Annotated in this window: 22 protein-coding genes; 13 read left to right on the forward strand and 9 right to left on the reverse strand. The window is 71.9% G+C overall.

Annotated features, from left to right (window positions below):
* Nucleotides 1-3 precede the first annotated feature (3 nt).
* Together ACWGKQ_RS29125 and ACWGKQ_RS29130 are read right to left on the reverse strand one after the other, a co-directional pair.
* On the reverse strand, nucleotides 4-1,059 hold the full coding sequence (locus ACWGKQ_RS29125; RefSeq protein ID WP_453294951.1) for an esterase-like activity of phytase family protein: 1,056 nt from the start codon (nucleotides 1,057-1,059) through the stop codon (nucleotides 4-6).
* 112 nt (nucleotides 1,060-1,171) lie between these two features.
* Nucleotides 1,172-2,017, reverse strand: a complete 846-nt coding sequence (locus ACWGKQ_RS29130) for a serine hydrolase (protein WP_453294952.1) — start codon at nucleotides 2,015-2,017, stop codon at nucleotides 1,172-1,174.
* A gap of 104 nt (nucleotides 2,018-2,121) precedes the next feature.
* Here ACWGKQ_RS29130 and ACWGKQ_RS29135 point away from each other — a divergent pair, with 104 nt between their 5' ends.
* A complete protein-coding gene (locus ACWGKQ_RS29135; RefSeq protein ID WP_453294953.1) occupies nucleotides 2,122-2,607 on the forward strand; it encodes a hypothetical protein in 486 nt (161 codons plus the stop codon).
* Here the strand turns inward: ACWGKQ_RS29135 and ACWGKQ_RS29140 are convergent.
* The 4 genes from ACWGKQ_RS29140 to ACWGKQ_RS29155 all read right to left on the reverse strand — a co-directional run bounded on the left by ACWGKQ_RS29140 (nucleotide 2,604) and on the right by ACWGKQ_RS29155 (nucleotide 6,866).
* Nucleotides 2,604-3,176 (reverse strand): S1 RNA-binding domain-containing protein, encoded by a 573-nt coding sequence (locus tag ACWGKQ_RS29140; RefSeq protein ID WP_453294954.1) that lies wholly within the window; start codon nucleotides 3,174-3,176, stop codon nucleotides 2,604-2,606. The genes ACWGKQ_RS29135 and ACWGKQ_RS29140 overlap by 4 nt on opposite strands.
* A gap of 122 nt (nucleotides 3,177-3,298) precedes the next feature.
* The gene (locus ACWGKQ_RS29145) at nucleotides 3,299-3,967 is read right to left on the reverse strand and encodes a Type 1 glutamine amidotransferase-like domain-containing protein (RefSeq protein ID WP_453294955.1); all 669 of its coding nucleotides are present in this window, start codon (nucleotides 3,965-3,967) and stop codon (nucleotides 3,299-3,301) included.
* Nucleotides 3,968-4,041: 74 nt separating this feature from the next.
* Nucleotides 4,042-5,736: an MOSC domain-containing protein gene (locus ACWGKQ_RS29150; RefSeq protein WP_453294956.1), complete on the reverse strand. Its 1,695-nt coding sequence runs from the start codon at nucleotides 5,734-5,736 to the stop codon at nucleotides 4,042-4,044.
* An 89-nt stretch (nucleotides 5,737-5,825) separates the two neighbouring features.
* The gene (locus ACWGKQ_RS29155; protein ID WP_453294957.1) at nucleotides 5,826-6,866 is read right to left on the reverse strand and encodes a helix-turn-helix transcriptional regulator; all 1,041 of its coding nucleotides are present in this window, start codon (nucleotides 6,864-6,866) and stop codon (nucleotides 5,826-5,828) included.
* 105 nt (nucleotides 6,867-6,971) lie between these two features.
* On the opposite strand from ACWGKQ_RS29155, the gene ACWGKQ_RS29160 reads away from it, so the two are divergent.
* The 11 genes from ACWGKQ_RS29160 to ACWGKQ_RS29210 all read left to right on the forward strand — a co-directional run bounded on the left by ACWGKQ_RS29160 (nucleotide 6,972) and on the right by ACWGKQ_RS29210 (nucleotide 19,161).
* Nucleotides 6,972-7,349, forward strand: a complete 378-nt coding sequence (locus tag ACWGKQ_RS29160; protein WP_453294958.1) for a VOC family protein — start codon at nucleotides 6,972-6,974, stop codon at nucleotides 7,347-7,349.
* A 138-nt stretch (nucleotides 7,350-7,487) separates the two neighbouring features.
* Nucleotides 7,488-8,189 carry a hypothetical protein gene (locus tag ACWGKQ_RS29165; RefSeq protein ID WP_453294959.1) on the forward strand — a complete coding sequence of 234 codons (702 nt, stop codon included), beginning with the start codon at nucleotides 7,488-7,490 and terminating at the stop codon, nucleotides 8,187-8,189.
* 112 nt (nucleotides 8,190-8,301) lie between these two features.
* Nucleotides 8,302-12,042: an ABC transporter ATP-binding protein gene (locus tag ACWGKQ_RS29170; protein ID WP_453294960.1), complete on the forward strand. Its 3,741-nt coding sequence runs from the start codon at nucleotides 8,302-8,304 to the stop codon at nucleotides 12,040-12,042.
* 133 nt (nucleotides 12,043-12,175) lie between these two features.
* Nucleotides 12,176-12,568 (forward strand): hypothetical protein, encoded by a 393-nt coding sequence (locus ACWGKQ_RS29175; RefSeq protein ID WP_453294961.1) that lies wholly within the window; start codon nucleotides 12,176-12,178, stop codon nucleotides 12,566-12,568.
* Between the two features lie 167 nt (nucleotides 12,569-12,735).
* Nucleotides 12,736-13,338: an HD domain-containing protein gene (locus tag ACWGKQ_RS29180; RefSeq protein WP_453294962.1), complete on the forward strand. Its 603-nt coding sequence runs from the start codon at nucleotides 12,736-12,738 to the stop codon at nucleotides 13,336-13,338.
* A gap of 103 nt (nucleotides 13,339-13,441) precedes the next feature.
* Nucleotides 13,442-13,516: a putative leader peptide gene (locus tag ACWGKQ_RS29185; RefSeq protein WP_350780434.1), complete on the forward strand. Its 75-nt coding sequence runs from the start codon at nucleotides 13,442-13,444 to the stop codon at nucleotides 13,514-13,516.
* Between the two features lie 106 nt (nucleotides 13,517-13,622).
* Nucleotides 13,623-14,720: an LLM class flavin-dependent oxidoreductase gene (locus ACWGKQ_RS29190; RefSeq protein WP_453294963.1), complete on the forward strand. Its 1,098-nt coding sequence runs from the start codon at nucleotides 13,623-13,625 to the stop codon at nucleotides 14,718-14,720.
* A 14-nt stretch (nucleotides 14,721-14,734) separates the two neighbouring features.
* A complete protein-coding gene (locus ACWGKQ_RS29195) occupies nucleotides 14,735-16,027 on the forward strand; it encodes an ABC transporter substrate-binding protein (protein ID WP_453294964.1) in 1,293 nt (430 codons plus the stop codon).
* A gap of 103 nt (nucleotides 16,028-16,130) precedes the next feature.
* Nucleotides 16,131-16,964 carry a carbohydrate ABC transporter permease gene (locus tag ACWGKQ_RS29200; protein WP_453294965.1) on the forward strand — a complete coding sequence of 278 codons (834 nt, stop codon included), beginning with the start codon at nucleotides 16,131-16,133 and terminating at the stop codon, nucleotides 16,962-16,964.
* Nucleotides 16,961-17,773, forward strand: a complete 813-nt coding sequence (locus tag ACWGKQ_RS29205) for a carbohydrate ABC transporter permease (RefSeq protein WP_453294966.1) — start codon at nucleotides 16,961-16,963, stop codon at nucleotides 17,771-17,773. Before ACWGKQ_RS29200 ends, ACWGKQ_RS29205 begins: the two co-directional genes overlap by 4 nt.
* 119 nt (nucleotides 17,774-17,892) lie before the next feature.
* Nucleotides 17,893-19,161 carry a hypothetical protein gene (locus tag ACWGKQ_RS29210; protein ID WP_453294967.1) on the forward strand — a complete coding sequence of 423 codons (1,269 nt, stop codon included), beginning with the start codon at nucleotides 17,893-17,895 and terminating at the stop codon, nucleotides 19,159-19,161.
* 5 nt (nucleotides 19,162-19,166) lie between these two features.
* Here ACWGKQ_RS29210 and ACWGKQ_RS29215 read toward each other — a convergent pair whose 3' ends face one another.
* From ACWGKQ_RS29215 to ACWGKQ_RS29225, 3 genes are all read right to left on the reverse strand, one after another.
* The gene (locus ACWGKQ_RS29215) at nucleotides 19,167-20,174 is read right to left on the reverse strand and encodes a LacI family DNA-binding transcriptional regulator (RefSeq protein ID WP_453294968.1); all 1,008 of its coding nucleotides are present in this window, start codon (nucleotides 20,172-20,174) and stop codon (nucleotides 19,167-19,169) included.
* 53 nt (nucleotides 20,175-20,227) lie between these two features.
* Nucleotides 20,228-20,845: a hypothetical protein gene (locus ACWGKQ_RS29220; RefSeq protein WP_453294969.1), complete on the reverse strand. Its 618-nt coding sequence runs from the start codon at nucleotides 20,843-20,845 to the stop codon at nucleotides 20,228-20,230.
* Between the two features lie 102 nt (nucleotides 20,846-20,947).
* Entirely contained in the window at nucleotides 20,948-22,771 is a 1,824-nt protein-coding gene (locus ACWGKQ_RS29225) for a glycoside hydrolase family 3 protein (protein WP_453294970.1), read from the reverse strand.
* Between the two features lie 383 nt (nucleotides 22,772-23,154).
* Between ACWGKQ_RS29225 and aroA the strand changes: the two genes are divergently transcribed.
* Entirely contained in the window at nucleotides 23,155-24,405 is a 1,251-nt protein-coding gene (gene aroA / locus ACWGKQ_RS29230; protein WP_453294971.1) for a 3-phosphoshikimate 1-carboxyvinyltransferase, read from the forward strand.
* Nucleotides 24,406-24,418: the final 13 nt, after the last annotated feature.

Genomic DNA, 24,418 nt, shown 5'->3' on the forward strand with positions numbered 1-24,418 from the left:
GGGTCAGCGCACCCGGACCGACAGGCGGTAGAACCGCGTCGTCTGGGCGGTGTTCTGGTTGTCGTCGCTGACCAGGAGGACCTTGTACGCGCCCTTCGCGCGGCCGGTGACGACCATGCCCTCGATGTTGTCGAGGAGCGGGTTGGGCTGCGGCTGCTTGGCGGTGGCGCCGAGCGACGGGCAGCTCGCGATGTCCGTGAGCAGGGTCTTCTTGATCAGCCTTACGCCCGGCTGCCCGGTGAGGTTCTCGATGCCGCTGGTGTCGGTGGCGTGCCGCGGGTCGGCCAGGAAGAGGCGGACGGTGTTGCCGACTCCGGCGGTGAAGCCGCGCTCCAGGACGAGGAGCCGGCCGTCGGGGAGCGCCTGCACCTCGGGGACGCCGAGGATCGGGTCGTCGGTGCGGTAGGCGTACTGGGCGGACAGCTTGAAGTGGTCGCCCTTCGTCCGGGTCCAGGTCTGGAAGCGGACGATCCCGGCGGTGTCGCCGGAGAGGGCGTCCTCCATGGAGGCCAGCAGGGTGCGGCCGCCGTTCAGGAGGGTCAGGCCCTCGAAGGTCTGGTTGGAGGTGGCCCGCCCGGCCGGGGACACGAGCAGCGACGACGGTACGGGGAGGCGGTCCAGGATCTTGCCGTCCACCGAGTAGCGGCGGATGGACGGCTCGGTCTCCGAGGTGATCAGGCGGGTGCCGTCCCGGTCCACGACCAGGCCCTCGGAGTCGAGCGCGGCGCCGTTCTCGTCCGCGAGTCCGACGACCGACTTCGGCGCGAGTGTCTTCGCGTCGAGGTCGAAGAGGTAGGACCGGTCGGCGAGGGCGGCCAGGGAGCCGTTCCTGTCCACGGCGAGCGCGGAGAGGTTGCCGACGAAATAGCCGCCGAAGGTCGTCTTGTCGAGGGCATCGGAGAAGCCGTCGAGGGAGACCGAGGACGAACACGCGTGGGCGGCGGCGGTGTCGGCCGCGCCGGTGCCGGGGGTGACGGCGTTGGCGGACCCGGCGGCGGACAGGCAGGTGGCCGCCGCCAGGCCGGCGGTGACGGTGGCGATGATGGTTCGCAGGCGCATGGCGGTCACCGTAGGGGGGATCGGTGACGGGGTGGAGACCGCCCCGTGAAGGAAAGGGTCGATTTCCGGCCGCCGATGGCTCTTCGCCACGAGAGCCGCCGCCGTGACCGCCTCAGGAGGCCGCGAGATCCTTGTGGACGGCCTTCGCGACGGCCTGGATGGTGTTGATGCCGTAGCTCATGGTGCTGTTGTCCTGGGTCAGCACGGTCATCTGGTAGTCGTGGCCGCCGCCGGTGAACGTGCCGAGGCTGTGCACCCGCCAGCCGTGCGTGGCGCGCTGCAACCAGCCGTTCTTGACGTGCACGGAGACGCCGGACGGTGCGCCGTACGGGGTGCCCCACCGCTGGGACGAGATGACCTGCCCCATCAGCTTCAGGATGTAGGCGCGCGAATTGTCGCTCAGCACGGTGTTCTTGGCGGTGACGAGCGCGAGCAGCCGCTGCTCGTCGTGCACGTCGATCTGGGTCAGGCCCCAGTAGCCGTCTGCGCCCGGGGTGGTCTGCGTCATCCCGGCGGCGCTCAGGAAGCCCTTGATCTTCGTCATGCCGAGCTGCTTCCACAGCTTGGTGGTCGCGTCGTTGTCCGACTTGGTGATCATGGCCTTGGTGAGCGACTGCTCGGTGGCCGTCAGATACCGGTTGTGCTTCTTCGCGTCCCACAGCAGCGTGGCGAGGACGGTCACCTTGACCGTGCTGGCCGAGTCGTAGTGCGTGGTCGAGCGGAGGGTGCACGTCGTCTTCGTCGAGCGGTCGTACAGCCCGACGGCGATCGTGCCCTTGCGGTTCGCGATGGCCGCGGTGATGTCCTTCTTCAGCTTCGTGGCGAGGGCCGCCTTGGTGGACGTACAGCTGACGGTGGGCGTGGCGGCCGAGGCGGGCGCTGCGACAGCCACGCCGGCTATGAGAAACCCGGTGCCGAGAGCAGTGGCGACCAGCCCTCTCCTTCGTCTGTGAGTCATACCCGTCTTGACACACGGGTTCGCGCGAATGGTTGTACGAGCGCCCCGGCCTTTAACCAAACGTCACCTGCGCCGACCGCCGCCTGCGGGCGAGGATGGCGCCCATGAGAAAGCTGAGAGCGCCGGCAACGGCGGTGTCCACGGTCACGGTTGTGCTGTTCGCCGTCGGGTGCAGCAGCGGTGGCGGCCCCGGCCACGCCGCACCCGCCCGCGCGACTTCCTCGCCCGCTCCGGTGACGAGGACGCCGGCCTCCGCAGCCAAGACGCCGGCCTCCGTCCTCAAGGCGCCCGCGTTCCCCGACGGCGAGGTCGTCGCCCAGGCGGCGAACGCGACCGGAGGCCGGGAGATGGACATCAAGGGCGGCATCGGGAGCGGCACCCTGTCCGTCCAGGTGCTCTGCGAGGGCAAGGGCGAGCTGACCGTCGCCGTCGAACCGGTCGGCGTGAACTTTCCGTTCGCCTGCACCGCCGGCGAGGTCAACAGCATCGACAACGAGTTCGACATGAAGCGCCCCGACAAGCCGGGCACGGTGCGGGTGACGGCGCCGGCGGGCGTGCGGTGGGCGATCACCGTCGGGCGCCAGGGCTAGTTTCGCAACTGGTCTTTGCGTTCCGGCATGGCGAGGAACACCCTGCGTCGCGACCGCTCGATCTCCGTGACGGCGACGGGTATCGCCTCACCGGCCCGGAACGCCTCCGGCGAACCGGCCGCAGGCCTGCCGTGGACCTCCCTGAAGGGCACCAGCCCGGTGATGCCGTCTCCGACGGTGACCAAGGCCCCGAAGAAGAGCACCTTTTCGACCGTTCCGGGCAGGATCTGGCCGACCTCCGTGCGGTCGGCGAAGAGCTGGAAGGGATCGGGTTGCAGTGCGCACAAGGACAGTCTGGCCTCGGCGTTGTGGGTGTCGAACTGAAGGAACTCGCAGGTGACGCGTTGCCCGACCGTGACGACGTCGGTGACGGCGTCGATGTGCCGCCAGGACAGTTCGGGGATCGTGATGAACCCGACGCCGGGCAGCGTGGGATGGGCGGGCCCGTCGTCCAGGGCCACGAAGACCCCGAACGGCTCGATCGCCGCGACGGTTCCCGACAGGATCTCGCCTCGGTGCAGTGACTCCAGGAACGCCCAGAGTTCCGGGCTCTCGAACTGCCAGTCCATGTCCGCCACCCTGACACGACCACCGGGCTGCACGCGGCGGTTCGTTGCCGCGCGGTTGAGGAGTCCGGCGGTCGTCTCCGGTCGCACGGACTCGACGGCGGGGCTCCCCACCACGCGTCGCGTCACGGATGGAACCGCCACCGGCCTTCGGAGATGACATCCGGCTTGCCGTCCCTGACGCGAACGGCCGTCTCGTCGTCGATGAAGTAGATCGGGAAGTCCGCCCGGGCGGCGATGCGATCGGCCCAGGCGTCGTCCCGCTCGGGGAAATCCGGCGAGTACAGGTGGGGCTTGAGATACCAGTCGAAGAGGCCGAACGGCGGCTCCACGGTCGTCGCGCCGAGCACGTGGAGGTCCGTGGTGTCCCCGATGACGTCGGCGGAGTGTCCGGTGAGATTGCGGCTGAAGATCATTGATCCGGCGCTGACGCCCACGTAGACCCGGCTCTCCAGGGCCTCCAGGAAGCCGTCGGCCAGGCCGTTGCCGGTGATGCTGCGCGCGAGGTGGTAGTGGTTGCCGCCCTCGACGTAGACGACGTCGGCGTGGAGCAGCCGGTCGAGCACCAGCTGCCGGGGCAGGCCGTTCAGCTCCAGGACGTCGAACTCGCGCCAGCCGAGGCCGTGCAGCCGGTTCAGGTCCGCGACGAACCACCCGTGGTCCCCGGGCTCGGCGACCGATGCCGTGGGAACGTACACGACGTTCGCCGATCCGAACGGCTTTCCCAGCATGTCCCGCAGCGCATCCCGCAGCGTCTCGTTGCGCAGGCCACTCGCCGTCAACAGAAGGTTCATCGGGCGAGCCAAGCACGGCCGACGGGCGCGCGCAACGAACCCGGGATCCGCCCGGACCGCGGTCGTCGGGTGGGCTAGAGATCGATGACCACCTCGGTGGCCGGTGTGCTGCAGCAGACCAGGACCGTGCCGGGCTCGGGGAGTTCGAGGGGCGGGGTGGTGTAGGTGACGTCGCCGGTCACCAGTGGGGTGACGCAGGTGTGGCAGACGCCGGTGCGGCAGGACCAGCGGGTGGGGATGTCGCAGGCTTCGGCGAGTTCGAGGAGCGAGGCACGGGCGGGGGACCACGGGGTGGTGATGCCGCTGCGGGTGAAGGTGACGAGGGGACCGGCGCCGGGGGGACCGGGTGGCCGGTGCGGGCGTACCGGGGCGGTGGTGGTGATGCCGGGGTTGACGGCGGCGAGCGCGCCGAACCGCTCCGTGCGGATCCGCTCGGGGCGCAGGCCGAGTGCGCGCAGGTGCCCGCCCAGGTCGTCCATGAAGGCGGTCGGTCCGCAGAGGTAGGCGTCGGCGTCGGCGGGGACGCCCAGGGCGGTGAGCGAGGCGGGGGTCGGGCGGCCGAGGGTGATGTGGTTCTCGTCGGGGCCGGGGGGCTCGGCGGTGTAGTGGATGTGCTCGTGCGGGTCGGGGAGCCGCGCCAGGAGGGCGTGGGCCTCGTCCGCGAAGGCGTGGTGGGCGCGGTCGTGGGCGGTGTGGATCCACCAGACGGGGCGTGGGTCCCGTACGGCCGCCAGCCGGTGGAGCATGGCGAGCACCGGCGTGACACCGATGCCCGCCGAGACGAGGACGACCGGACCGGTGCCCTCTTCGAGCACGAACGTTCCGCGCGGGCCGGCGACGTCCACCAGGTCCCCGGCGCGGAGCCGGGCGTGGATGTAGCCGCTGACCTTCCCGTGCGGCTCGTGCTTGACGCTGATGCGGTAGGTGCCGTCCGCGGGCGCCGCGGACAGGGAGTAGCTGCGTACGGCGCCGGCGAGGCGGAGGGAGAGGTACTGGCCGGGGCGGGCCCCGGGCGGGGGTGTGCCGTCGGTGGCGTCGAGGTGGACCGAGGAGACGTCGGCGGTCTCGGGGACGATACGGGCCACGCGCATCGGTCTGAAGCCCGGCGGTCCCGGTTCGGGAGCGGACGGCCCGGCGGCGAGTTCGCGGAAGGACTGCTGCCAGCCGGGGCTCAGGGCGGGGATCTCCAGCGCTGTGCGCAGCTTCGCGGGGTCGCGGCCGGGCAGATAGAGCAGCGCGTCGGTGTCGGCGACGCTGAGTTCTCCCGGGCCCCGGCGGGTGAGGGTGATCCCGTCACCGGCCTGGACGTGTCCCTCGGTGATCACCCGCAGGTAGAAGCCCGGGCGGTGGTGGGCGACCAGGAGGGAGGCCATCGCGGGTTCGCCCAGGCGCATGCCGACGCGGTAGCAGGTGACCCGGGGCTGGGTCACCTCGAACTCGGCCTCGCCGATGCGGTACCGGTCGCCGATGCACACCTCGTCGTCGGGCAGACCCTCGACGGTGAAGTTCTCCCCGAACATCCCGAAGGTCAGGTCGTCGCGTCCGAGCTGTTCGCGCCAGTACCGGTAGGAGTCCAGCTGGTACACGAGGACGGCCCGGATCTCGCCGCCGTGCCCCGCCAGGTCGCCCTGGCCGTCCCCCTCGACGTTCAACCGCCGCACCATACGGCGGCCCGGCACGGGAGACTTCCACGCCCCGGTACGCACGGTCCTGCCCTGCCAGGAGACGTCCTTGGGCAGTCCCGCGTTGACGGACAGCAACCTCGCCATGCGGACCTCCTGCGGTGGCCGGCGCCACCACGCTCCCCTGAGCACGCATCCTGGTGCCTTCGGGGGGAATCCGCGAACGGAGGGAGCCGTCAGACCTGGCGGGCGTAGGACGCGAGGCGGTCGGCCAGTGCGGTGACGAGGTCGCGCAGCTCGGCGGGGCGCTCGACGACGAACGGGCGGTCGAGTGCGGCGAGCAGCGGAGGCAGCCAGTCGAGCCGCTCCGCCCGCAGACCGACGCGGAACCAGCGCTCGGCCGTCAGCTCCCGGCCTGCGCCTGCCGCGGGCTCGTGTTCCTCCGGTTCCTCCGGTTCTTTCACGTCTTCCAGGGCTTCCAGTTCTTCCAGGGTCGCGACCCCGGCCGGCAGGCGGGCGCGGATCTGCTCGGCCGTCCCGTGGACCCGCAAGGTCACCTCGTGCCGGTACTCGGCCGCCGCGAACCCCGCCAGCACCCGCTCCGCCGGACCGGGACCCGCGGGTGCTTCGAAAGAGCCGGGCAGGGCCCTCGCGTCCGAGACGCGGTCGAGCCGGAAGGTCCGGTCCTCGCCGCTCTGGGCGTCCGCGCCGGTGACGTACCAGCGGCCCGCATGGGAGACGATCCCGTGCGCGTGCAGCGTGCGTTCGCTGCGCCGTCCGCCGCGGTCGGTGTAGCGGATCGAGACCGGCCGGCGGTGGCGCACCGCATCGGCGACGGTGAGCAGGACGCCGGCGTCCGGGGGATCGAACCCGCCGGGACGGTCCGTGAAGGCGAGAGCCTCCAGGAGGACGTCGAGCCGGCGGGCGACGTGCCTGGGCAGCACCCGCCGGATCTTCGCCGACGCCGTCTCGCCCGCCGTGTGCTCCGTCGTCGTCAGCCCCGCCCGGCGGCCGGCGACCAGGCCGAGCAGCACGGCCAGCGCCTCGTCGTCGCTGAGCATGAGCGGAGGCAGCCGGTACCCGGGGGCGAGCCGGTAGCCGCCGTAGCGGCCGCGCACCGATTCCACCGGCACGTCCAGGTCGATCAGCTGGTCCACGTACCGCCGCACGGTGCGCCCTTCGACGCCAAGCCGCCCGGCGAGTTCGGCCATGGTCCGGGTGCCGCCCGACTGGAGCAGCTCCAGGAGTGTCAGCACGCGGCCGGTGGGTCGGGACATGTGCACAATCTAGCGCCGAATACCGGACCGATTCTGTCCACTATTCCTCCTAGCCTGCGCAGTGCACGCCGTCGGCCAGTACGGCACTACCGCCAGGGAGATTCCATGGACTTCGTCTCGATCCGCATCATCACCGGCGACGTCGCGCGCCTCGTCGGGTTCTACGAGCGGGCCACGGGGGTGCGGGCGACATGGGCCACCGAGGACTTCGCCGAACTCAGGACCGCGGGCGCGACCCTCGCGATCGCCGGCACCCGCACCGTCCCGCTGTTCGCCCCGGGCTCCGCCCGCCCGGCGGACAACCACAGCGTGATCACCGAGTTCCTCGTCGACGACGTGGACCGTGTGTACCGGGACCTGACCGGCTTCGTCACCGACTTCGTCACCGAGCCCACCACGATGCCCTGGGGCAACCGGTCGCTGCTGTTCCGCGACCCCGACGGCAATCTCGTCAACTTCTTCACCCGGCCCGCCGGGAGGTAGACCGGCGATTCACCTGTTACCGAATGCGGACGGAACCCGATGAACACCCCCCCGCCCAGGTGCCATCTCACGGGGCGTAGGAAAAAGCGTCCGGAGGGAGCCTCCGGAAAGCGACCTGATGACTCATGGGGGATTTCGATGACGACCGCTCGCCGTGCTCGCCGTACCGCTCGTACCGTCCGTTCCGTCGGCCTGGTGGCGGTCGCCGCCGCCGCGGCGTTCTCGCTGACCGCCTGCCAGGGAGGAGGGGGCAAGGACGGTGCCGCCGGGCCGGAGAAACCGGCGAAGACGGTCTCCGGTTCTTCCGCGGCCCGCTCCGAGGCCCCGGCCGATGTGAGGACCGACACGCTCGGGGCGCGCCGCACCGCCGCACCGGCCGCCACGGCCACCGGTGGCACCGCCGGCGTCGCCACGGCCAAGGCGGCGGCCCCGGTCCGCACCCAGACCCTGGTGGACGGCAGCAAGGCCGAGATCTACCGGCTCGGTGCCGAGCACTACCGGCTCAAGATCGTCAGCCGCGGCTCGGTCCTGGCCACGATGGAGACCGGCCGGTCGGACGCCGGGCTCGACGCCAACGACATGTTCGTCGTGCTCACCCTCGGCGGCGAGGTCCACTCCTGGATGGGCGGCGGACACACCGGACCGGGCACCTTCGAGCTCGCGGGCGGCTGGACGGCCAAGGTCACCAAGGCAGGCGAGCTCCACTACCGCGCGCAGATCCTCGGCCGCGACGGCTCGGTGGACGGCACGCTGGAGGCGAACCAGCAGGACGCCGGCCTCGACGCCAACGGCGTGTACATCGTGCTCAGCGCCGGTGGTGTGATCAGCGCCCACGAGTAGACGCCGCAGCAAGCCCCCTCGGCCCCGCCTCCCCAATTGTTGCGGAGGGATGAAATCCGCTTCCTTTCGTGTTGTGAGCTGCGGAAGAGCAGGGCGAACGAAGGGCACCCGCGTGGCAGCGCAACAGGGGGAGCGGCGGCAGGGCGGCTGGGCGCACAGGCTGGCGGGGTATGCCTGGCGGCATCCCCGGGATGTCGTGCTGGCGCTCGGGTCCTCGCTGGCCGGTATGGCGGTGCTGGCCGTCGTACCGCTGATCACCAAGGTGATCATCGATGACGTCATCGATGATCACAGCCGGTCCATGGGGCCCTGGGCCGGTGCCCTGATCGGCGCCGCCGTCCTCGTCTACGCGACCACGTTCGTCCGCCGCTACTACGGCGGGCGGCTCGCTCTCGACGTCCAGCACGACCTGCGGACCGAGATGTACGGCACGCTCACCCGGCTCGACGGACGGCGCCAGGACGAGCTGTCCACGGGCCAGGTGGTGGGCAGGGCCACCAGCGACCTCCAGCTGATCCAGGGCCTCCTCTTCATGCTGCCGATGACCATCGGCAACGTCCTGCTCTTCGTGATCTCCCTCGCGATCATGGCCTGGCTGTCGCCGCCGCTCACCCTGGTCGCCCTGGCCGTCGCCCCGGCCCTGTACTGGATCGCCAAGCGCAGCCGCAGCAAGCTGCACCCCGCCACCTGGTACGCCCAGGCCCAGGCCGCCGCCGTGGCCGGGGTGGTGGACGGCGCGGTGAGCGGCGTACGCGTGGTCAAGGGCTTCGGGCAGGAGGAGCAGGAGACCGGGAAGCTCCGGGAGGTCGGGCGCCGGCTCTTCGCGGGACGCCTGCGCACCATCCGGCTGAACAGCAGGTTCACCCCGGCCCTCCAGGCCGTCCCGGCCCTCGGCCAGGTCGCCATGCTGGCGCTCGGCGGCTGGCTGGCCGTCCGCGGTCACATCACCCTCGGCACCTTCGTCGCCTTCTCCTCCTACCTCGCCCAGCTGGTCGGCCCGGTCCGGATGCTCGCCGTGGTCCTCACCGTCGGCCAGCAGGCCCGGGCCGGCACCGAGCGGGTGCTGGAGCTGATCGACACCGAGCCGACGCTGAAGGAGGGCACCAAGACCCTCCCCGCCGACGCGCCCGCGACCGTCGAGTTCGACGACGTGTCCTTCGGGTACGACCATGAGCGCCCGGTGCTGAACGGGCTCAGCTTCGAGATCCGGCCGGGCGAGACCCTCGCCGTCGTCGGCTCCTCCGGCTCCGGCAAGTCCACGGTCTCCCTGCTCCTGCCGCGCTTCTACGACGTCACCCACGGCGCCGTCCTGATCGGCGGCCACGACGTCCGCGAGCTGACCCTCGACTCGCTGCGGGCCGCGATCGGCCTGGTCCCGGAGGACTCGTTCCTCTTCTCCGACACGGTCCGCAGCAACATCGCGTACGGCCGTCCCGACGCGACCGAGGACGAGATCCTCGCCGCCGCCCGCGCCGCCCAGGCCGACCGGTTCATCGCCGAGCTGCCCGCCGGCTACGACACCAAGGTCGGCGAGCAGGGCCTGACCCTCTCCGGCGGCCAGCGCCAGCGCATCGCCCTCGCCCGTGCCCTGCTCACCGACCCCCGCCTGCTCGTCCTCGACGACGCCACCTCGGCCGTCGACGCCCGCGTGGAGCACGAGATCCACGAGGCCCTCGCCCACGTGATGCGGGGCCGCACCACCCTGCTCATCGCGCACCGCCGCTCCACCCTCAACCTCGCCGACCGCATCGCCGTCCTCGACGGCGGCCGGCTCGCCGACATCGGCACCGACGAGGAACTCCAGCAGCGCTCCGCCCTGTACCGCAGGCTCCTGACCGACCCCGACGAGCTGGGCGGGGTCTCCCCGGGACACGCCCTGCCCGTCGTCCCGCGCGAGGACATGTCCGTACGGGACGAGCTGGAGGCCGAGTTCGACGCCGAGCGCGGCGTGACCCCGCGGCTGTGGACCGGTGACCGTACGCCCCGCGACCTCGCCCTCGCCGGCACCCCCGCCACCCCCGAACTCCTCGCCCAGGTCGAGGCGCTGCCCCCGGCGACCGACGTCCCCGACATCGACGAGGCCGGTGCCGTACGCCCCGAGGACTCCTACGGCCTGCGCCGCCTGCTGCGCGGCTTCGGTGCGCCCCTGCTGGTCAGCCTCGGGCTGGTCGCCGTGGACGCCGGCATGGGCCTGCTGCTCCCGGTCCTGATCCGGCACGGCATCGACCAGGGCGTCAGCCGGATGGCGCTCGGCGCGGTCTGGGCGGCCGCGCTGCTCGGCCTGTTCGCGGTGCTCGCCCAGTGGGCGGCCCAGATCGGCGAGACCCGGATGACCGGCCGTACCGGCGAGCGGGTCCTCTACTCCCTGCGCCTGAAGATCTTCGCCCAGCTCCAGCGGCTCGGACTCGACTACTACGAGCGGGAGTTGACCGGCCGCATCATGACGCGGATGACGACCGACGTCGACGCCCTCTCCACCTTCCTCCAGACGGGCCTGGTCACCGCCTTCGTCTCGGTCGTCACCTTCTTCGGCATCATGGTCGTCCTGCTGGTGATCGACGTACAGCTCGCGCTCGTCGTCTTCATCACCCTGCCCCCGCTGATCGTCGCGACCTTCTTCTTCCGCCGGGCGAGCGTGAAGGCGTACGAACTCGCCCGGGAGCGGGTGTCGGTGGTCAACGCCGACCTCCAGGAGTCGGTGTCCGGGCTCCGGATCGTGCAGGCCTTCCGGCGCGAGCGGGACAGCGGCCGGCGTTTCACCGAGCGCAGCGAGAGCTACCGCAAGGCTCGTATCCGGGGCCAGTTGCTGATATCGGTCTACTTCCCGTTCGTCCAGCTGCTGTCGTCGGTGGCCGCGGCGAGCGTCCTGATGGAGGGCGCCCACCGGGTCGAGGCGGCGACCCTCACCACCGGCGCGCTGGTCGCGTACCTGCTCTACATCGACCTGTTCTTCGCCCCCGTCCAGCAGCTCTCCCAGGTCTTCGACGGCTACCAGCAGGCCACCGTCTCCCTCGGCCGCATCCAGGAACTCCTGCGCGAGCCGACGTCGACCCGGTCGGCGGCCAGGCCCCTCGACGTGGCCTCGCTGCACGGCGACATCGCCTTCGAGGACGTGCACTTCGCCTACGGCGACGACGAAGAAGCGCTGGGCGGCATCGACCTGACCGTCCCCGCCGGGCAGACCGTCGCCTTCGTCGGCGAGACCGGCGCCGGCAAGTCGACCCTGGTCAAGCTGGTGGCGCGGTTCTACGACCCGACGGGCGGCCGGGTGACGGTCGACGGCACGGATCTGCGCGACCTGGACCTCACCTCGTACCGGCACCGGCTCGGCGTCGTCCCGCAGGAGGCGTACCTCTTCCCGGGGACCGTCCGGGACGCCATCGCCTACGGCCGCCCGGACGCGACCGACGCCGAGGTGGAGGCGGCGGCCCGCGCGGTCGGCGCCCACGAGATGATCGCCACCCTCGACGGCGGCTACCTCCACGAGGTGGCCGAGCGCGGCCGCAACCTCTCCGCGGGCCAGCGCCAGCTGATCGCCCTGGCCCGCGCCGAGCTGGTCGACCCCGATGTGCTGCTCCTCGACGAGGCGACCGCGGCCCTGGACCTGGCGACGGAGGCCCAGGTCAACATGGCCACCGACCGCCTGACGGGCCGTCGTACCACCCTGGTGGTGGCGCACCGGCTGACCACCGCGGCGCGCGCCGACCGGGTGGTGGTCATGGACCACGGCCGGGTCGCCGAGGACGGCACCCACGACGAGCTGCTGGCCCTCGACGGCCGGTACGCCGAGCTGTGGCGCACCTTCATCGGCCAGCCCGAGGAACCGGAGGAGCCGGTGGGCGCGACCCGCTGACCTTTCTCGCGCCCCCGGCAGGGCCGGTCGCCCCGGCTCCCTGACGGTCGTGCAACCATCCGACACACGTCCCGCGTCCGTACATCAGTACGGTCATGGCTGGGGCAGAGCTGCGGTACGGGAGGGGACGACTGTGGACAGTGGTGCGATACGCCGGCGGCTGGCGCTCGGTGCGGCCGTGCTGACCGCCTCCGGAGCGCTCGCGCTCGCGGCACCGGCCGAGGCCCAGGCCGTGACGGCCGCGAACTGTGCCGGGCGCGAGGTGCGGACCCTGTCCTTCGCCACCGGCACGGTGCACGTCTACCGGCAGGGCGGCTACATCTGCGCCATCACCCTTCCCAGGACGTCCGGCGGCAAGCGGACGATGTCCGTCAGCGTCCAGGCCCGCGGCAACCGCCCGGTCGTCGACAAGGGCAAGTACAGCCACCGCGCGGGCCCGGTCACGGTCCACGCGGGTCACCGGTGCGTGTGGGTTAAGGGCACGGTGGGGCGGAGCTCGGTGAGTTCGGGCTGGATCCTCTGCTGAGGGGGGATGAACCGCCTGTGCGCATACGACGAGAGGTCCGCTGGGTCCTGTGGGGGCTGTGGGGTGCGTGTCTGGTGTTCTGTGTCTGGTTCTTCGCCGAGGCGATCACGCTGTTCCGGCAGGCCGAGTCATGGTGACGCGGGCATGGTGCGGGTGATGTCCGCCGGATGACCGCGATGCCTGCGGATTTGTTGACGCGTGCCCTGGACGCGCCGGGCGAGCCCCCGCTGCGGCCGCTGCCGCCCGTGGTGGCGGAACTGCTGCGTTCGCTGAGCGCCCCGCCTCGGCTGGCGGCGCACCTGCGTGCGGTTCACGACGTCGCGGTCGACCTGGTCGACTGGGTGCGGAGCCGGTACCCGGACCTGGCCGTGGACCGCGACGCCGTCCTCTTCGGTGCGGCGACCCACGACGTGGGCAAGGTCCGCCATCCCGAGGAACTCGCCGGGCCCGGCTCGGCCCACGAGGCCGCCGGTCGTGACCTGCTGCTGAGCCGCGGCTTCCGGCCCGCGCTGGCCCGGTTCGCCGCCACCCATGCGGACTGGGACGCCCCCGAGGTGACGATCGAGGACCTCCTGGTCGGCACGGCCGACAAGGTGTGGAAGGACAAGCGCGTCGCCGGCCTCGAGGACAGGGTCGTCAGGGCACTGGCGGACGCGACGGGACGGGAGCCCTGGGAGGAATACCTCGCGCTCGACGACCTGCTCACCCGGATCGGGGCGACCGCCGCCCCTCGCCTGGCCTTCCAGGCGGCCTTCCCCGTACACATTTGATCCGGCATCAGAATCCGCCGGACGTCGCGGACTTGCGCACCCTCGTCCCACCCTGCGAGATCCCCGTCTTGCCCGTAACCCCCGGTGTGTATAGTCCCGGCCCATGGAATCCGGCGTCGAGCTTGTGAAGCGCGCGCACGTCGACCTGCTCAGGGTCGCCGCGTCGCTGTGTAGCTGACCCCGCGCGCCCTTCTCCGGCGCTCCTTCCCCCGTTCCGGCACGCCCCGGCCCGACCGTCCCCGGCGTGATTCAACGTTGCATCTGCTCCTTTCCTGGAGACCTCCATGACCGTGCGTCTGCACTGGTTCCTGCCCACCACCGGCGACGACCGCGACGTGGTCGGGGTGACCGCCCGCGACTCCCTCCAGTCCCGGTCCACCACCCGCCCGCCCACCCTCGACTACCTCGCCCAGGTCGCCCGCGCCGCCGAGTCCGCCGGGTTCGAGGCCGTGCTGACCCCGACCGGCAGCGACTGCGAGGACTCCTGGCTCACCACCGCCGCGCTGCTCCCGCACACCAGGCGGCTGAAGTTCCTGGTCGCCTTCCGTCCCGGCGTGATCGCACCCCCGCTCGCCGCCCAGATGACCGCCACCTACCAGCGGCTGTCGGAAGGACGGCTGCTCCTCAACGTCGTCACCGGCTCCGACGCCGACGAACAGCGCGGCTACGGCGACTTCCTGTCCCACGACGAGCGGTACGCGCGGACCGAGGAGTTCCTCGCACTGCTGCACCGGGCCTGGTCCGGGGAGCCGTACGACTTCGAGGGCGCCCACTACCGGGTCGCCGGGGGCCGGTTGCGCCGGCCGCCGCTGCAGCGCCCGCCCGTCTTCTTCGGTGGCTCCTCCGAGGCCGCCCTCCCCGTCGCCGCCCGCCATGCGGACACCTATCTCACCTGGGGCGAGCCGCCGGCGGCGGTCGCCAAGAAGATCGGGCGGGTACGGGAGCTGGCCGCCGCCGAGGGGCGTGAACTGTCCTACGGCATCCGGCTGCACGTCATCAGCCGGGACACCGCCGCCGAGGCCTGGGCCGAGGCCGACCGGATCCTCGACTCCCTCGACCCGGCCGCGATCAGCGCGGCCCACGAGCGGTTCAGCCGCTCCGACTCCGCCGGGCAGCGGGCCATGGCCGCGCTCAGCGGCGGGCGGACCGACCGGCTGGAGATCCACCCCAACCTGTGGGCCGGGTTCGGACTGGTGCGGCCCGGCGCCGGCACCGCCCTGGTCGGCAGCCATGAGCAGGTCGCCGAGCGCATCGAGGAGTACGCGGCCCTCGGCATCGAGCACTTCATCCTCTCCGGCCAGCCGCACCTGGAGGAGGCGATCCGGTTCGGCGAGTGCGTCCGGCCGCTTCTTGACCGTCAACTCACCACCGCCCACGCATAGAAAGAGGCTCAGCCATGTCCCCTGCGCTCGACAGGAGAGCAGCCCTCCGTCTCTTCGCCGCCTCCGGACTCGGACTCGGCCTCGCCGCCTGCGCCGGCCCCGGCGGCACCACCGCCTCCAGCGGCTCGAAGCCCTCCGCCCTCGCCACCTCCGGCACCGTCAAGGGCACCGTCTCCTTCGCCCACTGGCGGGCCGAGGACAAGGCGGTGCTCGCCGGGCTGATCAAGGCGTTCGTGGAGAAGTACCCGGACGCCGGCGTCGAACAGGACATCTCCCCGTCCGCCGACTACCAGTCCACCGCCCTGCGCCGCATCCAGGGCTCCAAGACCGGGGACCTGTTCACCGCCTTCCGGGGCGCCCAGTTCGAGCAGATCGTCAAGGCGGGTGTGTACAGCCCGCTCACCGGCACGGACGTCGTCGGCAAGTACCAGGCGAGCCTGATAACCCCGGGCGCGGCGAAGGGAGTCCAGTACGGCCTGCCGTACCAGCTCGTCTTCAACATGCCCCTCGCCAACGCCGACGCCCTCGACAAGGCCGGCCACACCACCGCCCCCGCCGACTGGGACGGCTTCCTCCAACTCCTCGACGACCTCAAGGCCAAGGGCTACACCCCGCTCGCCTGGCCGGGCGGCGACGCGGCCAACGCCGGGCAGCTGCTCAACACGATGGTCATGAACAACGCGCCCGGCGACGACATGTTCACGAAGATCGAGTCGGGCGAGTACCAGGCGACGGACGACTGGTTCGTGAAAACCCTTGAGCAGTACGGGGAGTTGAAGCCCTACTTCCAGGCCCGCGCCACCGGCTCCACCACCGACGCCGTCACCCAGCTCTTCGCCCAGGGCAAGGCCGGACTGCTGGCGGTCGGCTCCTTCCAGATGGCGGCGGTACGGGCACTGGGCGCGAAGTTCCCCTTCGACCTGGTCGCTCCGATCACCACCACCGCGGCCGAGGCCAAGTACCAGGGCGTCTTCAACACCACCTTCATCCTCGGCGTCAACAGCGCCTCCAAGGTCCAGCCGGCCGCCTACGCCTTCCTGGAGTTCCTCAGCGACCCGGCGAACGCGGGCAGCTACGCCAACGGCACCGGCCAGCACGTCACCGTGCAGGGCGTCGACTACACGAACAAGGACCTGAAGGCCATCGCCCCCTGGCTGACCAGGAAGAACCTGCTCGCCCCCCGCTTCCAGTTCTTGAACCTCGACATCCGCACGGCCGTCGAGAACGCGGCCGTCGCCGTCGTCGGCGGCAAGAAGCCGGCGCAGGCGGCCGAGGAGGCCCAGCGTGTCATCGACCAGAAGCGGTGAGCGCTCCGCTGGGAGGGCCGTGCGTACAGTGCGGGCCGGTGGGGGTTGTTCGCGCAGTTCCCCGCGCCCCTTTCGGGGCGCGGCAGCGCTGTGGCTCTTTCCGGTGCCCGCGCTCGTCCTCTACCTGTTCTTCTTCGCCTATCCGACCGTCCAGGCGATCCAGTACGCCCTCACGGACTGGGACGGCTACAGCGCGGCGTACCACAACGTCGGCCTGCACAACTTCACCCGACTCGCCACCGCCGACGACACCTTCGCCAACGCGGCCGAGAACAACCTGAAGCTGACGGTCACCGTCGTCCTCGCCCAGACCGCCCTCGCCCTCCTCCTGGCCCTCTACCTGGTACGGACCACCCGCGCCACCACCCTCCTCCGCGCCGTGTTCTTCCTCCCCACCGTCCTTTCCTCCGTCTCCGTCGCCTTCGTCTGGCGCTTCGTCTACGACCCCGACGGCGGCCTCCTCAACTCCGCCCTGCGCGCGGTCGGCCTGGACTCCTTCCAGTCCGTCTACCTCGGCAACCCGCACACGGCGGTCCTCTGGCTGGCGCTGACCCAGGTGTGGTTCCACGCCGGCCAGATGATGGTCGTCTTCATCGCCGGACTCCAGGCGATACCGAGGGAGTTGTACGAGGCGGCGGAGCTGGACGGCGCCGGTCGCGCGGCCCGCTTCCGGTACGTGACCTGGCCGCTGGTCGCGCCCGCGACCGGAATCGTCGTCGCCTACACCACCGTCCAGTCCTTCAAGGCCTTCGACCTGGTCCTCGGCCTCGGCGGCAACCCGCCGTCCCCCGCCCTGGACATCCTCGCCACCCGCGTCTACACGACCTTCTCCAACAACCAGTTCGGCTACGCGGCCGCCCAGTCCCTGGTGTTCATGGCGCTGATCGCGCTGCTCACCTGGGTGCAGCGGCGGGCGATACGGAGGGCGACCCGATGAGCAAGACCCTGCGGCCCGCCGTGCTCACGCTGGGCGCCGCCGCCGTCGTACTCCCGCTCCTGGTGGTGCTGTTCGGCACCTTCAAGACGCTGCCACAGCTCTTCGACTCCCCGCTGTCCCCGCCGGGTTCACTGCGGCTGGACAACTACCGGCGGGCGGTGGACGAGGGCGGCCTCGGCACGGCCTTCGTCAACAGCGCCGTCGTGACGGCCGGGGCGGTCGCGCTGACCCTGGTCGTGGCGAGCCTGGCCGCGTTCTTCTGCGCACGGGTGCCGGGCCGGGCGGGCTGGATCGTGTTCGGCGTGCTGGTGGCGGGCCTCGCGGTGCCCGCCCAGGCGGCGATCGTCCCCCAGTACGTCCTCTTCGACCGCCTCGGCCTCACCGACAGCCTGCTCGGCCTGATCCTCGTCGACACGACGATGACGCTGCCGACAGCGGTGTTCATCCTGGGCGGCTTCCTCCGGTCGATCCCCGAAGAGCTCTACGAGGCAGCCGAGTTGGACGGCGCCGGCCCCCTGCGGGCCTTGCGCTCGATAGCCCTCCCGCTCACCCGCCCGGCCCTCGCGACGACAGCGATCTTCCTCTTCGTCATGGACTGGAACGACCTGCTCTACCCACTCCTGTTCATCCGCTCCGAGGAACACCGCACCCTTCCCCTGGCCCTGCTGAACTTCCAGGGCGAGTTCCTCACCCAGTATCCACTGCTGTTCGCGGGGGTCGTCATCGCGTCGGCACCGGTGGTGATCGTGTACGTCCTGCTCCAGAAGCATTTCGTCTCGGGTCTGACGGCGGGGGCGGTACGGGGGTGAGAAGCGCCTGACGCAATGCGCCCCCGTACCGACTCCGGACAACGCATCACGCGGGGCATCCTGGGCCTGCCGGCCTTTTCCGCCCGTACCGTCGGACCGGCCGGGGAAGGGGGAACAGCATGGATGCCGACGACCCGGCGAGGACGCCCGAGTGGTCCACCACGTCACCCAAGGAACTCGACCGGCTGGCCCGTGGGGTGTTGGAGGCCGCTCGTGACGCGGCCCGGGAGCTGCGAGGGGAGCCGCCGGACCCGGAGCGACGGACCTGGGCCCTCGGCATGCTGGCTGGGCGGACGCAGGCGATGCTGGGGCCCGACCTGCCGGACCACCCGCCCGCCGGAGCCGAAGCTCAGGAGGGATTCGTCCGTACCGCTCTCGCTCTCGCCGTGCACGTACGGGCGCACAGCTGGGCGGATGCCGACCTCGGCGCGGCCGGCGTGCCGGGCCGGGGCGATGTGCCACATCCCGGGGACGACGGCGCACCACACCCCGGGGAAGTCCGGGCGGCCGATGCCTTCGACGTCCTCGGGCGGCTGATGCTCCCGCACTCCTCGCCCGCGGGCTGGACCGCCACGCTCGTCACCGACCTGGCCCGCGGCGACGCGACGCTGGAGGCGGCGGTCAAACTGGGCAAGTACGTTCTGCATCCCACCTTCCTGGCCCTCGTCGACGACACGACCCGCCTCATGGGTGAGGCCCTGCACAACATCAATGTGAAGCATCTGCGGGAGCTGAACCGCATGCTGCGGCACCACGCGTGCGCCGAACCGCCCGACCCGGCGGCGGAACGGTTGCCGTCCCCCACCACCGACCTGACGCCGCCTTTTTTCGAACGCCCGTCCGTCATGGAGGTGGAACCGACTCCCGATCCGGCCCCCCGGATCAGGCGGACACCCCGCTCACCGTCCAACCCCGGCTGCCCCCGAGCTGCTCCCACCGACCCTCCCGCACCGGCGTCTCCGCAGCGCCCGCACCAGCCGGACTCGCCGCGTTCTCGGCGTCCTTCCGGGCCGGGATCGCCGGGCGTCCCGGGACCGCACGGGTTCTCGTGCTCAGTCGAGCCGGCTTTCCCGGCCGACCCGGACCCCGTGTCCCCGGACGAGCCCGAAATCGAGCCCGAAATCGTTCTGGAGGACTGGCTGGCAGAGCAGTTCGGATGGCTGGAACCGTCCGACGAGCCGGTGGGCGACTCCGAACGTGGCCTGACCGTCATCACCGACGAGCGCGAGCCGGTGGTCTTGGACGATCTGTCTCCCCTGGACGGTGAGGAGAGGCGGTCCTGGAACGTGATGAGCGCGGACGAGCTGTCCTGCCCGGACGACCCGGATATCGACCCGCCGGGATTCGACGACTCTCCCTCGCGCGGCTTCGGTTCCTTCGGCCCGTGACCGGTTCAACCGCTCTCCCGCACCACCAGCCGATGCCCCGCGACAAGCACAGTCGGTCCTTCTCCCCCCACCCCGTCTATCCGCCGAAGCAGGGCAGCCACCGCCAGCCGCGCCAACTCCACTTTGTCCGGCGCCACAGTCGTCAGCGGCGGAGCCGCGTACCGGGCCGCCTCGACGTCGTCGAACCCGATCACCGCCACCTCCCTCGGCACGCTCACCCCCCGCTCCCGCAGCACCGCCAACGCCCCCTCCGCCATCGCATCGGCGAAACAGAACACCGCGTCCGGCGGCTCGCCCAGGCCGAGCAGCCCCCGCATCGCGGCGGCCCCGTCGGCCCGCCCGTAGGCGCCCACGGCGGGCGCGAGCGTCTCGTCGTACCGCAGGCCCGCCGCCTCCAGCGCCTCCCGGTACCCCGCGAGCCGCGTCGCCGAGGTCGCGGCGTACGGCACGGTCTGGCGTCCGATCACCGCGACCCGTCGGCGTCCCCTGGCCAGCAGACGAGCCGTCGCCTCCCGGGCGGCCGCCGTGTTGTCGATGGTGACGTGCGGGCACGGCAGATCGTGCACCCGCTCCCCCAGCAGCACCAGCGGCAGCTCGGTGCCCGCCGCCCCCGCGGCCTCGTCGTCCAGCGCGAGCGGGCTGAGGATCACCCCGTCGACCAGCGGGTCCGTCCGCCCCAGCGCGATGTCCAGTTCGGCGTCCGCCCGCCCGCCCGTCACCTCCACCAGGAGCGTGCAGCCGTGGCCGGCCGCCTCCCGGAGCAGGTGCCCGGCGAGTTCGGCGAAGTAGGGCATGGAGAGTTCGGGCACGGCGAGGAGCAGCACCCCGCTGCGGCCGGTGCGCAGGCGGCGGGCGGCCGTGTTGGGGCGGTAGCCCAGCTCCTCCACCGCGCGCAGCACCCGGACGCGGGTGGCCTCCGAGAAGCGCCCGGTGTCCCGGACCACGTTGGACACGGTCCGCATGGACACCCCGGCCCGCTCGGCCACCTCCTTGAGCCCGATCTCCGCACGCATCGGGCCACTTTAGGGCGAGAGACCCGGCTCCGGCCGACGCTGACATCGAGCGTTCACACGCGGCGGGCGCAGCCCACCGGATGCTCCCCGCCGAGCTGGACGTACAGGTCGGTGGCGGCCGGGCACGCGTCCCGTGCGGTCACCGCCCGCACCACCCGGTACTGCGGCTTCCGTTTCCCCGAGCCGTCGCAGGCGGTCTCCCGGACCTGGCCGTGGCCCGAGCCGTACACGCAGTCGCCGACGATCGTGCGCGGCCCGCCACCCCCGCCGGGGTCACCGGGATGCGGCGGCTCCAGGTTGCGCATGCAGGCGTAGCCCTGCGGGATCGTTCCGTCGCCGTCCTCGTCGCCGTTCGTGCGCTGGGCGCCGATGTGCAGCACGAAGTCGGTGGTGGCCGGGCACAGCGGGCCGTCGGCGACGGCGCCGTCGTACCGGGCGATCACCCGGGCCGCGGCCCGTTCGCTGGTGCAGGGCACCTCGGTGAAGCCGGCGGTCCCGAACGAGCTGCACTCGCCGACCGCGAGGAACTGCACGCCGTACCCGGACAGCGTCGGGCTCGCCGTCGACCGCGCGCTGCCCGCCGGCGCCCCGGACGACGACGTCCGGCAGCCGGCCGGCAGCAGCACGACGGCCAGCGCCACCAGAACCCCCACACAACGCCTGCTGCGCATACCGACCCCCCTGCCAGCGTGGCCCGCGATCACGGTCCACGTCAGCTGTATGGGAGGCTTTCCGCCTGTTGGGGGTGTTACGCCCGGATCCGTGACGTACGTCTAGTACGTCAGCCCATGGCCGATCGGGTACAGCACCTGCGCCGGATCGTCCGCCCGCTGCACCGGCACCGGCAGCCTGCCGCGCGGTGCCACCTCGCCCGCGATCACCCGTGCCGCGGCCCGCAGTTCGACGTCGGTCCACGAGTAGGTCGCCAAGCAGGCCTTGACGGAGGGGAGTTGGGCGACATCGTACGGATTGCGCATCGCCACCGCCACCACCGGGCGGCCGGTCGCTACCAGCCGTTCCACCAGCCGCTGCTGACCGCCGCCCGCCGTCACGTTGTACGTCCCGACGACCACCGCGTCCGCCCCCTGCGCCGCCGCGACCGCCTGGTCGACGGCGGCGTCGGAGGGTGCCGTACCCGTGGACAACGCGCTTGCCGTGAAGCCCAGTTCGGTGAGGGCGGCGGCGAGCACCTTGGTCGGCGGTCCCGTCGTACCGGACGGCGAGTCCGGGTCGGCGCCGACGACCAGCACCGTGCCGTGCGTATGGCGGGACAGCGGGAGCAGTCCGCCCGCGTTGACCAGCAGGGTGGTGGTGCGTTCGGCGATCCGGTCGGCGGCGGCGAGGTGCCGCGCCGTGCCGACCACCCGGTCGACGTCCTTGGTGTGCACGTACGGCCGGTCGAGCAGCCCCAGCCGGGACTTCAGCCGCAGGATCCGCAGGATCGACTCGTCCAGCCGGGACTCGGTCAGCTCGCCGTCCCGTACGGCCTTCAGGACGGCGTGCCAGGCGACGTCCGGGGTGGGCGGGTCCAGGAGCTGGTCGACGCCGGCCTTCAGGGCGAGCACCGGCACCCGGTCGTCGCCGTACTTCGTGCGGACCCCCGCCATGCGCAGGGAGTCGGTCACCACGACCCCGTCGTAGCCGAGCTCGCCGCGCAGGATGCCGGTGAGGACGGGGTGGGAGAGGGTGGCCGGATCGCCGGAGTCGTCCAGGGCCGGGAACTGGATGTGCGCGGTCATGACCGAGTCGATGCCGGCCGCGATCGCCGCCCGGAACGGGACCGCGTCCAGCTTCTCCCACAGCTCCCGGCTGTGCGTGATCACCGGGAAGCCGGTGTGGCTGTCGACGGCGGTGTCGCCGTGCCCGGGGAAGTGCTTGACGGCGGCCGCCACCCCCGCGTCCCGGTACCCCTGCACCTCGGCGGCGACCAGCGCCCCGACCGCGTCCGGACCGGCCCCGAAGGAGCGTACGCCGATGACCGGGTTGGCCGGGTTCACGTTGACGTCGGCGTCGGGGGAGTAGTCCTGCCGGACGCCCATCGCCCGCAGCTCCGCCCCCGAGATCCGGCCGAGGGTGCGGGCGTCGGCCCGGGAACCGCCCGCCCCCATCGCCATGGCACCCGGGAAGAGGGTGGCGGGCCTGCCGATCCGGCAGACGGCGCCGTGCTCCTGGTCGGTGGCGACGAGGACGGGCAGACCGCGCGGCTGCGCCAGCGAGGCCCGCTGGATCCCGTTCGACAGCTCGGCGACCTGCCGCGGGTCCCGGGTGTTGTGCGTCGACGTGAAGTAGATGATCCCGCCGACGCGGTACTTCGCGATCAGCTCGGCGGGGGTGCGGACGCCGATCTCCTTGAGGTTGGCGTCGATGTCGGCCTGGTCGGGCTCGGTGGCCGAGTGCCCGTAGACCCGCATCACGAACAGCTGGCCGACCTTCTCCTCGAGCGTCATCCGGGAGACGAGCGCCCGGAGCTTCTTGTCGTCGGGATTCCGGTCGTCGGCGTTCCTGCCGTCGTCGCCGAGGGCATGCGCGCCGGAGCCGACGGCCAGTCCCGCGGTGACACCCGCGGTCGCGGCGAGAACGCTGCGTCTGGAGGGCACGTGCGCTCCTTTTGGTGGGGAATGCACAGTAACCAGAAAGGGGCCGCCATCGGCGCATTGGAGGGGGGCACGTCGATGGCGGCGGGCCGACGGCCGTGGTGCGGCGGAGAGGGTAGGTCAGCGATCGCAGCCAGCAGCGAGGGCCGACACCACACCACGGAGACTCTTCCGGCAGCCTGCGCGTTGGACGGGCGGAGCGGGGACCGGGTTCCCGAGTTCCTGAAGTCGGGACCGGTGGGTTGCGAGCGACGGAAGTGAAGCGCCCCTGAAAGGGGCGCGGGGAACTGCGCGACAAGCCCCCACCGGCCGGCACGCTCCCCACCACCTGTTCCACCCCTTGGAAACACCCGCACCCGGACCTGCCGCCAGGCGATCATGGCCCCATGCCCGCTGTCGCGATCCCCGGTTCCAAGTCCGTCACCGCCCGCGCCCTCTTCCTCGCGGCCGCCGCCGACGGAGTCACCACCCTCGTCCGCCCCCTCCGCTCCGACGACACCGAGGGCTTCGCCGAGGGCCTGACCCGGCTCGGCTACCGCGTCGGCCGTACCCCCGACACCTGGCAGGTGGACGGCCGCCCGCAGGGCCCCGCGCTGTCCGAGGCCGAGGTCTACTGCCGGGACGGCGCCACCACCGCCCGCTTCCTGCCCACCCTCGCCGCGGCCGGCCACGGCAGCTACCGCTTCGACGCCTCCGCGCAGATGCGCCGCCGCCCCCTCGCCCCGCTCACCCGCGCCCTGCGCGACCTCGGTGTCGACCTGCGGCACGAAGAGGCGGAGGGCCACCACCCGCTGCGCATCGAGGCGGCCGGGGTCGATGGCGGCGAGGTGACGCTCGACGCCGGGCAGTCCTCGCAGTACCTCAGCGCCCTGCTCCTGCTCGGCCCGCTCACCCGCAAGGGCCTGCGGATCCGGGTGACGGACCTGGTGTCCGCGCCGTACGTGGAGATCACCATCGCGATGATGCGGTCGTTCGGGGTGGAGGTGGCGCGCGAGGGCGATGTGTTCGTCGTCCCGTCCGGCGGCTACCGGGCCACCGCCTACGCCGTCGAGCCCGACGCCTCCACCGCCAGTTACTTCTTCGCCGCGGCGGCCGTCACGGGCCGTGAGGTCACCGTGCCGGGGCTCGGGCAGGGCGCGCTCCAGGGCGACCTGGGCTTCGTGGACGTGCTGCGGCGGATGGGCGCGGACGTGGAGGTCGCCGCGGACCGCACGACCGTCCGGGGCACCGGCCGGCTCCGCGGCCTCACCGTCGCCATGCGGGACATCTCCGACACCATGCCCACCCTCGCGGCCGTCGCCCCCTTCGCCGACGGCCCGGTCCGCATCGAGGACGTGGCCAACACCCGGGTGAAGGAGTGCGACCGGCTCGACGCCTGCGCGGAGAACCTGCGCCGGCTCGGGATCGAGGTCGCCACGGGTCACGACTGGATCGAGATCCGGCCCGGCACCCCCGTCCCGGCCGAGATCAAGACCTTCGGCGACCACCGCATCGTGATGTCCTTCGCGGTGACCGGCCTGCGCACACCCGGCATCTCCTTCGACGACCCCGGGTGCGTGAGGAAGACGTTCCCGGGCTTCCACGAGGCGTTCGGGGAGCTGGCCGCGGGCTGGGGAATCCCGTTCGACGGCGCGTGATCGCGTCGGCGAG

It is taken from the genome of Streptomyces sp. NPDC054770, from assembly GCF_053611985.1.